This window comes from Streptomyces sp. NPDC096310 (assembly GCF_044763125.1).
Taxonomy (GTDB): Bacteria; Actinomycetota; Actinomycetes; order Streptomycetales; family Streptomycetaceae; genus Streptomyces.
On the sequence record NZ_JBIWFO010000003.1, the window covers coordinates 220,094 to 233,690 of the forward strand.

Annotated in this window: 10 protein-coding genes and 2 tRNA genes; 8 read left to right on the top strand and 4 right to left on the bottom strand. The window is 70.7% G+C overall.

Annotation, left to right across the window (positions count from 1 at the left end; all coding sequences use genetic code 11):
• The first annotated feature begins 13 nt into the window (after positions 1 to 13).
• From ACIQ7D_RS09295 to ACIQ7D_RS09310, 4 genes are all read left to right on the top strand, one after another.
• Positions 14 to 844 (top strand): hypothetical protein, encoded by an 831-nt coding sequence (locus tag ACIQ7D_RS09295; protein ID WP_403935458.1) that lies wholly within the window; start codon positions 14 to 16, stop codon positions 842 to 844.
• A gap of 82 nt (positions 845 to 926) precedes the next feature.
• Positions 927 to 1,628 (top strand): class F sortase, encoded by a 702-nt coding sequence (locus ACIQ7D_RS09300; protein WP_403935460.1) that lies wholly within the window; start codon positions 927 to 929, stop codon positions 1,626 to 1,628.
• 158 nt (positions 1,629 to 1,786) lie between these two features.
• Positions 1,787 to 2,911, top strand: coding sequence for a glycoside hydrolase family 6 protein (locus tag ACIQ7D_RS09305; RefSeq protein WP_403936068.1), 1,125 nt, complete (start codon positions 1,787 to 1,789; stop codon positions 2,909 to 2,911).
• A 167-nt stretch (positions 2,912 to 3,078) separates the two neighbouring features.
• Positions 3,079 to 3,723, top strand: a complete 645-nt coding sequence (locus ACIQ7D_RS09310; protein ID WP_403935462.1) for a nucleoside/nucleotide kinase family protein — start codon at positions 3,079 to 3,081, stop codon at positions 3,721 to 3,723.
• Between the two features lie 42 nt (positions 3,724 to 3,765).
• Here ACIQ7D_RS09310 and ACIQ7D_RS09315 read toward each other — a convergent pair whose 3' ends face one another.
• The 3 genes from ACIQ7D_RS09315 to ACIQ7D_RS09325 form a co-directional block, all read right to left on the bottom strand.
• Positions 3,766 to 5,724: a galactose oxidase-like domain-containing protein gene (locus ACIQ7D_RS09315; RefSeq protein WP_403935464.1), complete on the bottom strand. Its 1,959-nt coding sequence runs from the start codon at positions 5,722 to 5,724 to the stop codon at positions 3,766 to 3,768.
• Complete coding sequence (locus tag ACIQ7D_RS09320; protein WP_403935466.1) at positions 5,721 to 7,781, bottom strand: glycosyltransferase family 2 protein; 2,061 nt, start codon at positions 7,779 to 7,781, stop codon at positions 5,721 to 5,723. The genes ACIQ7D_RS09315 and ACIQ7D_RS09320 overlap by 4 nt, the downstream gene beginning before the upstream one ends.
• Before the next feature lie 493 nt (positions 7,782 to 8,274).
• Positions 8,275 to 8,348 (bottom strand) — tRNA-Lys (locus tag ACIQ7D_RS09325).
• A 288-nt stretch (positions 8,349 to 8,636) separates the two neighbouring features.
• On the opposite strand from ACIQ7D_RS09325, the gene ACIQ7D_RS09330 reads away from it, so the two are divergent.
• The 4 genes from ACIQ7D_RS09330 (at position 8,637) to ACIQ7D_RS09345 (ending at position 13,354) form a co-directional block, all read left to right on the top strand.
• Complete coding sequence (locus tag ACIQ7D_RS09330; protein WP_403935468.1) at positions 8,637 to 9,935, top strand: peptidoglycan-binding protein; 1,299 nt, start codon at positions 8,637 to 8,639, stop codon at positions 9,933 to 9,935.
• A 587-nt stretch (positions 9,936 to 10,522) separates the two neighbouring features.
• Entirely contained in the window at positions 10,523 to 11,815 is a 1,293-nt protein-coding gene (locus ACIQ7D_RS09335) for an SPFH domain-containing protein (RefSeq protein ID WP_403935470.1), read from the top strand.
• Between the two features lie 167 nt (positions 11,816 to 11,982).
• Positions 11,983 to 12,573, top strand: coding sequence for a lytic polysaccharide monooxygenase (locus tag ACIQ7D_RS09340; RefSeq protein ID WP_403935472.1), 591 nt, complete (start codon positions 11,983 to 11,985; stop codon positions 12,571 to 12,573).
• 289 nt (positions 12,574 to 12,862) lie between these two features.
• Positions 12,863 to 13,354 (top strand): phospholipase, encoded by a 492-nt coding sequence (locus tag ACIQ7D_RS09345; RefSeq protein ID WP_403935474.1) that lies wholly within the window; start codon positions 12,863 to 12,865, stop codon positions 13,352 to 13,354.
• A gap of 167 nt (positions 13,355 to 13,521) precedes the next feature.
• Here the strand turns inward: ACIQ7D_RS09345 and ACIQ7D_RS09350 are convergent.
• Positions 13,522 to 13,595: transfer RNA gene (locus ACIQ7D_RS09350), tRNA-Lys, on the bottom strand.
• Positions 13,596 to 13,597: the final 2 nt, after the last annotated feature.

The window sequence follows — 13,597 nt, forward strand, 5'->3', positions numbered from 1 at the left end:
CAGGAGGTTCACGATGCGTACTGCTCTGCTCGCTCTCCGTGCCACGGGTGTGGTCACCGTCCTGGTGACCGCACCCGTTCTCGGCACCGCCACCACCGCCCAGGCCCATGACGCCGTCCGGGTCACCGTCATCCCGTCCACCGCCGCCCCCGGCGACCAGGTGGAGATCCGCGCCGAGGGATGCAGGAGCCGCGAGGCCGTGGCCGTGTCCCGGGTCTTCGCCAACGACGCGAAGCTGATCCCCAGCGCCTTCGGGGAGGACTGGAACCGGGACCAGGCCGAGGCGGCCAGGAACCCGGAGAAGCCCGTGCCGCTCACCGGCCACGCGCGGGTGAAGGCGTCCGTCACCGGGGGGCGGTACGAGATCGACATCAGGTGCGACGGTCACAGCCACGCCGGCTCGGGCAGCTTCGACGTCGTCGGCAAGGGCCGCCCCGACCCGCCCAGGCACGACCGTCCCGACCACGACCGCCCCGACCACGACCGCCCCGACCACGACCGCCCCGACCACGACCGTCCCGACCAGGGCCGTGGGGACCACGACCGCTGGGACAACGACCGCCGGGACAACGACCGCCGGGGCGACGGCCGCTGGGACCACGAGCGGCCCGGCCACCACCGGGACCCCTGGAGCCCGGTCAGGGCGGGCGGCGGCGGTACGGCACAACTCGCCGCGGAATCCCGGCCCGCGGGCCGGGCGGAGGAGCACAAGTCCGCAGGAACGGCCGGCCCCGGCACCCCGCACGCGGTGATCGGCCTGGTTCTGGCCGGGGTCGCGGCGGTCGCCGTGGCCTTCAGGAGCGTACGCAGGCAGCGTACGGCGGCAGGGCGGGACACGGACTGACATGTTCTCAGCGCACCGTTTGTCAGAGCGACGTCTCATAGGGCACTGCTCCCCCGGGCACTGTTCGCCAGGGCACTGTTCCGTGGACCACTGCTCGTGGGGGCGCCGCTGGCACCGCGGCCACTACGGGTACTACGGGTCGGGCCGGCTGCTGACCGGCGTGGCCTGGGCCGTCCTGCTGCTCAGCCTGTGGATCTGGGGGCGGGACGGTCAGGTACCCGGCGCCGTCTCGGCCCCCACCACCGGCGACGTGGCCGCGGTCGGCCGCCCGCTGGGCGCGCCGCTGCCGCCGTCCCGTACCCCGCTGCCCGCCACGGCAGGGGCGGGCACCCCGCAGCGGATCGAGATCCCGTCCCTCGGTATCGAGGCGCCCGTCGTCGCCCGCGGCCTCGACGCCGCCGGGGCGGTCGACCCGCCGCCGTACACGACGCCGGACACGGTCGGCTGGTACGGCGGCGGCGCCCGGCCGGGTGCGGAGGGGGCGGCGATCCTCGTCGGCCACGTCGACACCAAGACAGAACCGGCCGTCTTCTACGGGCTCAGCTCGGCCAAGCCGGGCGGGAAGGTCCGCGTCACCCGGGCCGACGGAAAGATCGCCGAGTTCACCATCGACGACGTCCAGGTCGTCGACCGGGACCGGTTCGACGCGAAGAAGGTCTACGGCGCCCACGAGAAGTCCCGCGCCGAGCTGCGCCTCATCACCTGCGGCGGCACCTTCGACCGCGCGGCACAGGCCTATACGGCGAACGTGGTGGTCTCCGCCTATCTGACCGGGGTGAGCTGACCGGGATGAGCCGACAGGGGGCGTACGGCGGTGTGCGCCACCGGCGTAACGCGCCGGCGCCGGGACCCGGTATGCCAGGATTGGCGGCCCCGGACGAGGAACCGGGGAGGGGGCCCGCGAAGCGGCGATCACCGGGGCAGCGCACCAAGGGGGAGTGGATGTACGGCAGTTATTCCCGTCGCGGACACCGGGGCACGGGGGGCGTCCGGACGGGACCGGAATCCCGTACGGGGCCGGTGGCCCGGACGGGGCCGGTGGCCCGTACGGGGCCGGTGACCCGGAAGGGCGGAGCGGCTGTCGCGGTCGCCGTCGCGGGGGTGACGGCGCTGCTGCTGGCGGGCTGCACGTCCGGCGGCGGTGGCGACGGCGACACGAAGGGGCCGCCGGTGAGCCAGCGCCCCAAGGCGGAGGACCCCTACTGGGTCAACCCCGACGGCGGTGCGGCCCGCCAGGCGGCCGCGTACACGGAGAAGGGCGACAGCCAGAGCGCGGCCCTGATCAGGAAGATCGCGGAGCAGCCGGCCGCCGAGTGGATCGTCCCGGACAACGCGGAGGCGCAGACCAAGGGGTTCACAGAAGCGGCGGCGAAGGCCGACCGGGAAGCCCTGCTCGTCCTCTACAACATCCCGCACCGCGACTGCGGCCAGTTCTCCAAGGGCGGCGCCGCGGACGGCGACTCCTACCGGACCTGGGTCGACCAGGTCGCGCGGGGCATCGGGGACCGCGGGGCGACGGTGATCCTGGAGCCCGACGCCGTACTGCACCTGGTGGACGGCTGCACGCCGGAGGAGTTCCACGAGGAGCGGTACCACCTGCTCAAGGGCGCGATCGAACGGCTCAAGCAGCAGCCCGCCACGACCGTCTACCTGGACGCGGGCAACGCGGGCTGGCAGAGCCCCGACGCGCTCTTCGAACCGCTCCAGTGGGCGGGCATCGGCGCCGCCGACGGCTTCTCGGTCAATGTGTCCAACTTCTACGCGACCGACGCGAGCGTGGACTTCGGCAAGCGGCTCTCCGCGAAGGTCGGCGGCAAGCCCTTCGTCGTCGACACCAGCCGCAACGGCAACGGCCCGTACACGGACGGCGATTCCAGCGAGAAATGGTGCAACCCCCCGGGCCGCGCCCTCGGCGAGCGGCCGACCGTCCGCACCGGTGACCCGCTGGTCAAGGCGTATCTGTGGGTCAAGCGCCCCGGGGAGTCGGACGGCGACTGCAAGGGCGGCCCCAAGGCGGGGGAGTGGTACGCGAAGTACGCCCTGGACCTGGCGCGCAACGCGAAGTAGACAGGTACGGAAGGCCCTGCCCGGCAGCGTTCCGGGCCTTCGGTACGCGGCCGCCCCGCTCCCACCCCTCCTGGAGAACCCCGGTGCACCGTCCGACCACCGACCCCGCGCCTCCCGGGTCCGCCGTACGTCCCGCACGTCCCGTGGAGCCCCGGTCGGAGCCCCCCGTGGTGACCGGCCTCGCCGCCCTCCTCGACCGGGCCCGCGGGCTCCTGGAGCGCCCCGGCCGTGCCGTCCTCGGCATCGTCGGCGCCCCGGCCGCCGGCAAGAGCACCCTGGCCGAACTGCTCGTCCGCGAACTGGGGCCGGGCGCCTGCCTGGTGCCGATGGACGGCTACCACCTGGCCAACTCCGTACTCCACGCCCTCGGCCGCCGGGACCGCAAGGGCGCCCCCGACACCTTCGACGCCGAGGGATACGTCGCCCTCCTACGCCGCCTGCGGGACGTGGCCGGTCCGGACGGCACCGGAACGGGGGCCGTCTACGCGCCCCGCTTCCACCGGGAGATCGAGGAGTCCGTCGCCGGGGAGACCGTCATCGCCCCCGAGGCCCGGCTCGTCGTCACCGAGGGCAACTACCTGCTGCTGCCGGAAGGCCCCTGGGCCGGCGTACGGCCACTGCTGGACGAGTCCTGGTACGTCGAGCCGGACGAGGCACTACGGCTGCGCCGACTGGTCGACCGGCACGTGGAGTTCGGCAAGAGCCCGGAGGAGGCCCACGCCTGGGCCCACGGCACCGACCAGCGGAACGCCACCCTCATCACGGCCACGCGCCGCCACGCCGACCTCGTCGTACACCTCCCGGACCGCTGACGCCGGGCGCGCACCACGCCCCCGCCCTGGCCACGGGAGCCGCTACTCGACCTCCACCCACACCGCCTTCGACGGCGTGCCCTCCCCGTCCGTCACGAAGAGCATGTACCACCCCGACGGCACCAGCGCGCTGTTCTTCGGCACCGTGACCTCGACGCCGTCCGCCGTCTTCTTGAAGTCCAGTGCCACCGTGCGCTGTTCGACGTCGGTGACGTGGGTGACCGCGCTCGGCCGCATCAGCTTCGCCGTCGTGACCGCGCCCGGGTCCTTCACCTTGAAGGCCGCGGAGCCGCCGCGCTTCACCGCCTTCGGCCCGTCCGTGACCTCCGGCCGGGCGTTCGCGTCCCGGTAGAGGTACGGCGGCGTGTAGATCTCGATGCGCTGCTCGAAGACGCCCGGCTTGGTGTTGGCCTTGTCCGCGTAGAGCGAGTCCGAACCGAAGATCATGACGCGGCCGTCCGGCAGCAGCAGGGAGCCGGAGTGGTAGTTGCGGCCCACCTTCGGGTCGGCCATCCGCGTGTACGTGTCGGAGGCCGGGTCGTACCTCCGTGCCTGGAGTACGTTCGAGCCGCCGCGCCCCCGGTAGTCCTCGGAGCCGCCCGTGACCAGCACGCTGTCGTCGGGGAGCAGGGACGCGCTCGGGTAGCGGGTGCCCCGCTCCAGGGTCGGGCCGTCCTTGAAGCGCGGGTCGGCCTCCTTCAGGTCGACCAGCCGGGACTTGTCGCTGGACTCCTCCGACTCGCCGACCCCGCCGCCGCCGATCACCATGAACTTCTGGTCCTGGGCGGGCGGCAGCATCACCGTCGCCGAGGTCTCCATCCGGTCCGGGTCGCTCAGTCCGGGGATCTTGTCGAACTTGTTGGTCTTCAGGTCCCAGATCCCCGGGTCACGGCCGACATCGGCGGGCCCGTACCCGGAGTTGGAGCCGCTGTAGAAGAGCTTCCCGTTGTCCATCAGGAAGACCGCGGGGTAGGTGGGGAACTTCTGGATGTCCCCGGTGTACTTCCAGGTCCGCGTCTTCGGGTCGTAGATCTCGTTCTTGCCGGGGACGAGCTGGCCGATCTCGTCGAGCCCCGAGAGCGCCAGGACCTTGCCGTCCTGGAGCGTGGTCAGCGTGGGGTACCAGCGGGCCTCGTTCATCGGGTCGACGCTGATGTACTTCTCCGCGACAGGGTCGAACTCGTACGCTTCCTTGATCCCCTGGAAGTCCTTCTTGTCGAGCGCGAGCTTCTGTCCGATGCCGTACACGTTGCGGGCATCGGAGCCCTTCATGCCGTGCACCCGGTAGTTGTCCTCGGCGCCGGTCTCGTACTTCGCGCCGGACTCGCGGGCCTCGACGTAGACACGGCCCAGACCGGGATCGTTGCGCAGATACGCGCCGGTGGTCTCGTCGAAGACCTTCGTGGCCTTCTCCACCAGGATCGGGTCCTTGGAGACGAAGGTCTTGCCGTTCTCCTTGCCGGTGAACACCGTGCCCGCGGGCAGGGTGATCGGCTTGTCCGGGTCCTCGTTGTGGACGACCATCAGGCCGCCCGCCTTGGTGACGTCGCCCTTCAGCTTCTCGTACCGCTTCGTACCGCCGGCTATGAGCAGCTTCCCGTCGGGCAACTGGGAGTGCCCGGAGCAGAACAGGTCCTTGGGGGTGGGGATCTTCTTGTACGCGTCGGTCACCGGGTCCCAGAGGATCGACTCGAACGTGCCCGCGTCGAAGTTCTTCTGGTTGTTCCCCGAGCCGGCGATCAGCAGCACCTTGCCGGTGTGCAGCAGCGAGGCGTGGATGGAGTTGATCCGGAACTTGGCCGGGACGTCCAGGAAGTCCCAATGGCCGTTCGCCGCCTTGTAGTCCGGGCGGTTGATCTTGTACTCGTGGTACTGCGCCGAGCCGAAGCGGTAGAGCGCGGGCCCGTTGAACCCGGCCACGGCGACGACGACCGCGGCGCCGATCGCGATACGCCTGGCCCGGTTCCTGCGGTGGTTCTGCCGGACGGGAATCGCGCTCATTTCTTACGTCCCCCAAGGGAAATCCGTGCTGTCTGTGCGGTGGGTTCTGCGGGTGCCGGTGCCGGTGTGGGTGTGGGTGCCGCCTGGTGCGGGATCTGCGGGAGTGGCGCCGTACGGTCGAGAGGCGCCGTACGGCCGAGCGGGGGTACGGCCTGGTGGTGCGCGTTCGCGCCTGCCGTCGCGGGCGCGGGCGCCCCCGGGCCTCCGGAACCGCGCCTGCCGCGATGTGAGCCGCGCCTGCGCCTCGCGCGCTTCTCCTGGCGCAGGGACCACCACCAGATGAAGACCGGCGCCGCCGTGATCAGCATCGCCAGTGTCGCCCACGTCAGCATCGCCGGATGGTCGTGCCCGAAGACGAACGACGCGATCATCGAACCGCCGAAGACCAGGATGAAGAAGAAGTGCACCCGGAACGTGCCGAAGAGCGTGTCCGGGCTGGACGAGTCGCCCTTCGGGGTGACCACGAAGCTGCTCTTACGGCGCAGTACGGCGTCCATCAGCGAACGGGCGTACAGCGGCGCCGACATGGCCGACATCGCCATCCCCGCCAGCCCGCCGGAGCCCTCCGGCTCGTGCGGCGAGACGTTGTGGCGGCGGTTCCAGATGTAGAGGCCGATCTGGAGGGCCGAGGCGTTCCCGTACAGCATCATCCAGATCGCCGGGTCGATCTGCACACCCGAGGCGCCCATGCCCAGGAAGAGCGCGCAGCTCAGCGCGGCCAGGATCCAGTTGAGGGCCGACATCGGGTAGAAGATGATCATCATCGTGTAGTTGAAGAGCTTGCCCGGGGGCAGCGAGGAGAAGCCCTTCCAGTACTGCTTGAGGATCGTCTCGTACGTACCGCGCGACCAGCGGAGCTGCTGGGTGAAGAAGTCCGTCCAGGCGGACGGGCCCTCGCCCACGGCCAGCACGTCGGGCGTGTAGACGGAGCGCCACTTGTTGCCCGACTCGGGGTTGCGGTGGCGGTGCATCTCGAAGCCGGTCGCCATGTCCTCCGTGATGGAGTCGTACAGCCCGCCGATCTGCTTGAGCGCCCTGATCCGGACGGCGTTGCTCGTACCGACGAACATGGGGGCGCCGTAGCGGTTGCCCGCGCGCTGGATCAGCGCGTGGAAGAGGAACTGCTGCGACTCGGCGGCCTTCGTGACGAACGAGTCGTAGTTTCCGTACACCTGCGGGCCGATGACGAAGCCCACGTCCGGGTCGCGGAAGTAACCGAGCATCCGCTCCAGGTAGTTGGGCATCGGTACGTGATCGGTGTCGACGGAGGCGAAGTAGTCGTAGTCGTCGCCGTGCGCGTCCAGCCAGGCGTTGTAGTTGCCGTGCTTCGTCTTGGCGCGGTGCGCGCCCTTGGGCTGGTTCCACTTCGCGATGCCCTTGCGGGAGAAGTGGCGCACGCCGAGCCGGGCACAGACCTCCTTGACCGCCGGGTCGTCGCCCTCGTCGAGCAGCCAGACGTGCATCACGCCGCGGTGCCGGATCCGGACCGCGGCCTCCAGGGTCTTCGTCACCATCTCCAGGGGCTCCTTGCCCGGCACGAAGGAGGTGAGGAAGGCCACGCGCGTACCGCCCTCGGGCACGACGGGTATCGGGTCGCGCGCCACCAGCGTCGCGTGCGCGTTCGAGAGGACATTCATCGTGCGGAACAGCTCGATCAGTCCGATCGAGACCAGCATCACGATGTCGAGAACGAGAAGCGTGTCGTTCTTCAGGTTGGGGTCGCGCTCGGTCCAGTGCTGTGGCTGCATCAGCCAGACGAAGAGGCCGAGCGAGAGCAGCGGCGCCGCGCCGAGCAGCAGGGCGGCCCGGATGCGGTGCGTCTCCTGGGAGAGCAGCGAGCGGTACTGCACCGTGTACGGTTTGTCCGCGTCGGGCCTGGTCAGCGGCCCGGCGAGGCGGCTGTAGTGCTCGTAGTCGTACTTCGGCAGGACGTTCCTCGCCGGCCGGGACCGCTGCTGTCCGGCCCTTCTGAGGTGCGAGGGTATGCGGAGCTGGGTGGTCCGGGACGCGTCGGTCTCCTGCCGGTCACCGGCCGGGCCGTCTGGCGTCGACGTCATGAGTCATCCCCCCCCGCACGCACACGTACTGCGTGATGGATCGAGTTTTCGTCCGGATGCCCGGATGTTCTGTCCGGAGTGGCCCCTGGCCGTCGCTCCGGGCGTGTGCCTCGCGGCCCGTGTCTCCTTCTGTCCGGAAACACGGCCGACCCGGTTGCGTGATGTCGCCGGCGGCACCGCGCAAGCCGTGTCCGTGTCCGCACGGGCCCCCGCCCCGCCGCATCGCCGTCGCGGGAACTGTCCGGCGCGCCGCACACAACTGTGCGGATCACGTGTTCCTTTGATGGCGATGAGTTGAGGATAGGTTGTCCGACCATCGTCCGGATCGCAAGGGAGAGAAGAGCTGATAGCTGCTCATCCAGGCGATTTGTGTGCTCGGTGTGATGGATGCGATGGCGAGCAGCCGCCAGGATTGGCGGGTTTCCGTGAGTCGTCGGCCGGCGTGGGAATGAGTGAAGCCCCCTCACTTGGAGTGAGGGGGCTTCACTGTGCGTGCGCCGCCAGGGACTCGAACCCCGGACCCGCTGATTAAGAGTCAGCTGCTCTAACCAACTGAGCTAGCGGCGCCTGCTGACCTGGAGAACTCTACCGGACGGGAAGGAGTGGCTCCGACCATTTGATGGCTGTTGCGGCCTGTCGGATTGTCTTTTCTTACCTTCGATCCGTCAAAATGCGATTTGTCCAGACAGTTAACACTCTGACGCCCGTGCGGCGGGGCTGAAACATCTGGAAAGAAGAGTTCGCGGCACTCGCGGCGTTCACGGGTGCTCGCGGCGTCCGAAGTGTCTGAAGAGTCTGAAGAATCTGAAGTGTCCGACGGGATTTCTTGATGAGGATGAGTGTGGAGGGGATCGCATGACCGTTCCGGTCTTCGAGGAGTACGAACCCGCTCTCGACTGTCCCTGCGCCGGGTGCGCCGAGCGGCGGCGTGATCTGGCCAAAGGTCTGCCCGTACGGTCCGGCGGCCACCCGGCGGCGCACGGCGCCCGGCGGGCGCTGGTCCTGATGACCGCCGCCGGGGTCGCGCTCGGCGTGGCGGGGGCGGAGCCGGCGCGCGCCGCGGGCGCGGCGGCCCGGACGGCCTTCGACCCCGGCCCGGAGACCCCGCAGGGAAGCAGCGGGCCCCTCCACGGACGGCCCCTGCCGGGCCCCGGCGCGGACCGGCCGACGGCGGAGCCCCGTATGTCCACCCGCGCCGCGATCATCAACCGCGCCAAGCTGTGGGTGAACGCGAAGGTGCCGTACAGCATGGAGAAGTACTGGTCGGACGGGTACCGCCAGGACTGCTCCGGCTATGTGTCGATGGCCTGGAACCTCGCGGGCAACGAATGGACGGGCAGCCTCGCGGAGTTCGGCGTACGGATCGAGCGCGAGGAGCTGCAACCCGGCGACATGCTCCTCTTCCACAACCCGGCCGACCCGAACAAGGGGTCGCACGTCACGCTCTTCGGCGGCTGGACCGACTACACGCACACCCACTACATGGCGTACGAACAGACCAAACCGCACACCCGCGTCCAGTCCACGCCCATGGCGTACTGGGACAACTCCACCCGCTACATCCCGTACCGCTACAAGGGCGTGATCGAGAGCGCCGACGACAAGGGGACCACGGGCGGCGCGTCCGCCACGTACCCCGGGACGCACGCCTTCGGGCCCGGTGCCGACAACAAGTACGTCACCCAGCTCGGCCGGATGCTGGTGGAGCGCGGCGGCAAGCGCTTCTACGCCCGGGGGCCGGGGTCCCGGTGGGGCGAGGCGGACCGGCGGGCCACCCAGGCGTTCCAGCTCGCGCAGGGCTGGCGCGGCGGGGCGGCGGACGGGCTGCCGGGGCCGGGGACCTGGCGGTATCTGGTGAAGGGCCTGGGGAAGAACATCCCGGCCGGCGGCAGCGCGAAGCCGCAGGCGCCGAAGACCCCGGCGTTCCCCGGGACCGCGTACTTCCGGCCCGGCGCGACCAACCCGTACGTGCTCCAGCTCGGCAGGCAGCTCGTGAAGCGGGGCTTCGGCCGGCACTACACCACGGGGCCGGGGACGCGGTGGACGGAGGCCGACCGGCGCAACGTCGAGGCGTTCCAGCGGGCCCAGGGCTGGCGCGGCGCCGAGGCGGACGGCTACCCGGGCCCGGCGACCTGGCGGCGACTCTTCGCATGACGGACACGAGGATGACGGTGACGATGACGACGACGACCACCCCGCAACCGAACGACGACGAGGACGGCCTGCGAGGGCTGTTCACGGTACGCCCCGAGCCCGCACCCGAGCCCGAGCCGACGCCTGAAGGGACAGAGGGGACAGGGGGGACTGAGAGGGCTGAGGGGGCTGAGGGGGCTGAGGGGGCTGAGAGGGCTGAGAGGGCTGAGGGTCCGGGGGTGGCTGGGGAGATCGAGAGGCTTGAGCTGCTGGAGAGGGCCGAGTTGCCCGAGGGGCCCGAGGGGGCCGCCGGCTTCGGGGGCGTGCAGGTCGCCGCCGTGGCTCCGGGGAACGCCGTGGCTCCGGAGGCTCCAGAGACTTTGGTGACCCCATCCGCCCCGGTGGCCTCGGAGGAACCGGCAGGCCCGGACACCTCGGCGGCACCGGAGGCCCCGACAACCCCTTACACCCCAGACACCCCGGCAACCCTGGAGATCCCAGTGCCACCGGAGACCCCAGTGCCACCGGAGGTACTGGGCGCCTCAGTGGTTCCGGCATCCCCATCGAACCCACCAGCCCCAACGTCCCCCGCGCCCCCCGTGACCTCCATGACCGTGGCCTCCACGACCCCGCCCCCCGCCGCCGGTCCGTCCTGGTCCGGCCCGGTGGACGTCGCCGCGCCGGACCCGCGCCCCGTGCTCGACCTGGAGCCCGGTGCCTTCGGGCGGGGCAGCGGGGTCTCCGTACGGTCGGCGCGTCCCGCGCGGTCCGGTGAGCGTCCCCGCTGGAGCCCGCTCATCGTCGGCGAGGCCACCCACGAGATCCCCGTTCATCTGCTCTTCCGCGACGAGGCCGAGGCGCCACCTGCTCCCGGAGGACCGGCCAGGCCCACCGTCGTCGGGCGCCGGCTCGGTACGGGTGAGCAGCCCCGGATCCGGCGGGTGCCGGCGCCTGTCCCGGTGCCCGTCGTCCCCGCGCGCGCCGCGCCGTCCTGCGACCCGCACCTCACCGAGCGGCCGGGCCCCGCCCTGCCCGGCTGGTCCGCCGTCGTCGTCGGCCTCGCCGCGCTGCTCGGCTGCGCGGCCGTGGCCTGGTGGGCCGGGATGCTGCCGGCCCAGGTGACCGAGGCGCTGCGGCTGCCCTCGTTCCCGTACGACGGCGTCAGGGCCAGGGAATGGGCGCTGCTCGGGCTCGGCGTGACGGTCGCGCTCTTCGCCTTCGGCGGGCTCGGCCGTGGCCGGGCCGGCCAGGCGTGGGTGCTGACGCTCTTCGGTGACTACCGGGGGAGCGTGCGCCGTACCGGACTGCTGTGGGTGAGCCCGTTGCTGCTGCGCCGCCGGGTGGACGTACGGCTGCGGCACTGGCGCAGCGAGCCGATGCCCGCCGTCGACTCGAACGGTACGGCGCTGCGCGTCGTCGTCCTCGTCGTCTGGCGGGTGCGGGACACCGTACGGGCGGCCCTCGGCGTCCAGGACCATGAGGAGTATCTGCGGGAGCAGGTCGAGGCCGCGATGGCGCGGGTGCTCTCGCAGCTTCCCGCCGACGCGTTCCACGGGGAGGCGCCGACCCTGCGCAACGCGGAGGCGGTCGGGGACGCGCTGACCCGGATGCTGTCGGCGGAGGGGCGGCCCGTCGGCGTCGAGGTCTTCTCGGCGCAGCCGACGCGGATCGAGTACGCGCCGGAGATCGCCGCGGCGATGCAGCGCAGCCGGATCGCCGCGATCGACGCCAGACACCGGGACTCCGTACTGACGTCGGTGGTGGACGCGGTGGACGACACGGTGCGCCGGCTGACGACGCGCGGTCTGGTCGAACTGGACGACTACGAGCGCAAGGCCCTGGTGAAGGACCTCACCGTCGCGTTCTACACGGGCCGGCAGGGGGTCGGGGAGCGGCTGTGAGCGCCCCGGAGGCCGGTCGATTGGTCTGGACCGGGTTGTGTAGTTGATATGGACACGATCAAAATTCCTCCATACTCTGGGACTTGGTCCAGACCAACCGTCGTTCTCTGTCTGCGCGCGCGTGCGGCACGGCTCACCGAACTCCCCCACGTTCTCTGGAGCGAAGCATGCGAAAGAAGATGGGCGCGGCCGTCGTCGGCCTCGCCGTCACCGCCGTCACCCTGCTCGCCACCGGCAGCGCCAGCAGCCATGGCTACACCGACTCACCGATCAGCCGGCAGAAGCTCTGTGCCAACGGAACGGTCGCCAACTGCGGCAACATCCAGTGGGAACCGCAGAGCGTCGAGGGGCCCAAGGGCTTCCCGGCGGCCGGTCCCGCCGACGGCAAGATCTGCTCGGGCGGCAACGGCCAGTTCGCGCAGCTCGACGACGCGCGCGGCGGTACGGGGTGGCCCACCACCAAGCTGACGAGCGGTCAGAGCCACACCTTCCGCTGGCAGTTCACGGCCCGGCACGCGACGACCGACTTCCGCTACTACATCACCAAGGACGGCTGGAACCCCTCCCAGCCGCTCACCCGCGCGGCGCTGGACACCCAGCCCTTCCTGACGGTGCCGTACAACAACCAGCAGCCGCCCGCCACGCTCTCGCACTCGGGTAACCTCCCGTCGAAGTCGGGGCGGCACATGATCCTGGCGGTCTGGACGATCGCGGACACGTCGAACGCCTTCTACGCCTGCTCGGACGTCCAGTTCTGATCTGACGGCCAGTCAGCACGGCTCTCTCGTCACGGCCTTGGGAGTACGGCGTCACCGGACCCGCATCAACCGGGCAGGTGCGGACGGACCGGACGGACCGTCAACACGCGTCGCTCCCAAGGCACGTGAGTGCGCCGCAGGGGTTTTCCGATGGCTGGAATTGGGGGACCATTCCCGTAACGGTCATCGCGCGTAGACCCGTGCGACGGCCGGGGAGTTCACGCTGTGGGCGCTCCTTGTCACCTCGGTCAGGGAGCGTCTCCCCCCATATGCCCGGAGGTTTTCCGTCATGCGCAGACGTCTGGCACTTCCTCTCGCCGCAGCAGTACTCGCCCTCCCCACCGCTCTCCTGACGGCCACTCAGGCCACCGCCGCGCCGGCCGACAAGCCGCAGGTGCTCAGCAGTTGGACCCAGGAGAGCGCGGCAAGCTACAACTCCTGGGTCACGGCCCGCGGCAACCAGGGCGCCTGGTCGTCGTACGCCTTCGACTGGTCCACGGACTACTGCTCGTCCTCGCCCGACAACCCGTTCGGCTTCCCCTTCCAGACCTCCTGTGCCCGCCATGACTTCGGCTACCGCAACTACAAGGCGGCCGGTCAGTTCGAAGCCAACAAGGCCCGGCTCGACTCCGCGTTCTACGCGGACCTGAAGCGTGTGTGCTCCGCGTACTCCGGCGCGCAGAAGACGTCCTGCGACGCGACGGCGTGGACGTACTACCACGCGGTGGACATCTTCGGCGTGGACGGACAGAAGGGCGGCGGCGCGAAGGGCGCGGCCTGACCCGCCCCGATCCGGCCTGACCTCGCCGGATCCCGGTCCGGCCCGGGCCGGTCCTCCGGCCTGATCTCGCTCCGATCTCGACCTGTACCCGCCTTGATCCCGCACTGATCCCCACGTCAGGACGCGAGGAAGGCCCCCCGCTCGCGCGAGGGGCCTTCCTGTGCCGGTGCGCCGCCAGGGACTCGAACCCCGGACCCGCTGATTAAGAGTCAGCTGCTCTAACCAACTGAGCTAGCGGCGCCT

Bases quoted from the DNA above. Each gene is read 5' to 3' on its own strand.
- ACIQ7D_RS09345 (WP_403935474.1), top strand. From the start codon at position 12,863: ATGCGCAGACGTCTGGCACTTCCTCTCGCCGCAGCAGTACTCGCCCTC.
- ACIQ7D_RS09330 (WP_403935468.1), top strand. From the start codon at position 8,637: ATGACCGTTCCGGTCTTCGAGGAGTACGAACCCGCTCTCGACTGTCCC.
- ACIQ7D_RS09315 (WP_403935464.1), bottom strand. From the start codon at position 5,724: ATGAGCGCGATTCCCGTCCGGCAGAACCACCGCAGGAACCGGGCCAGG.
- ACIQ7D_RS09335 (WP_403935470.1), top strand. From the start codon at position 10,523: ATGACCGTGGCCTCCACGACCCCGCCCCCCGCCGCCGGTCCGTCCTGG.
- ACIQ7D_RS09320 (WP_403935466.1), bottom strand. From the start codon at position 7,781: ATGACGTCGACGCCAGACGGCCCGGCCGGTGACCGGCAGGAGACCGAC.
- ACIQ7D_RS09295 (WP_403935458.1), top strand. From the start codon at position 14: ATGCGTACTGCTCTGCTCGCTCTCCGTGCCACGGGTGTGGTCACCGTC.
- ACIQ7D_RS09305 (WP_403936068.1), top strand. From the start codon at position 1,787: ATGTACGGCAGTTATTCCCGTCGCGGACACCGGGGCACGGGGGGCGTC.
- ACIQ7D_RS09340 (WP_403935472.1), top strand. From the start codon at position 11,983: ATGCGAAAGAAGATGGGCGCGGCCGTCGTCGGCCTCGCCGTCACCGCC.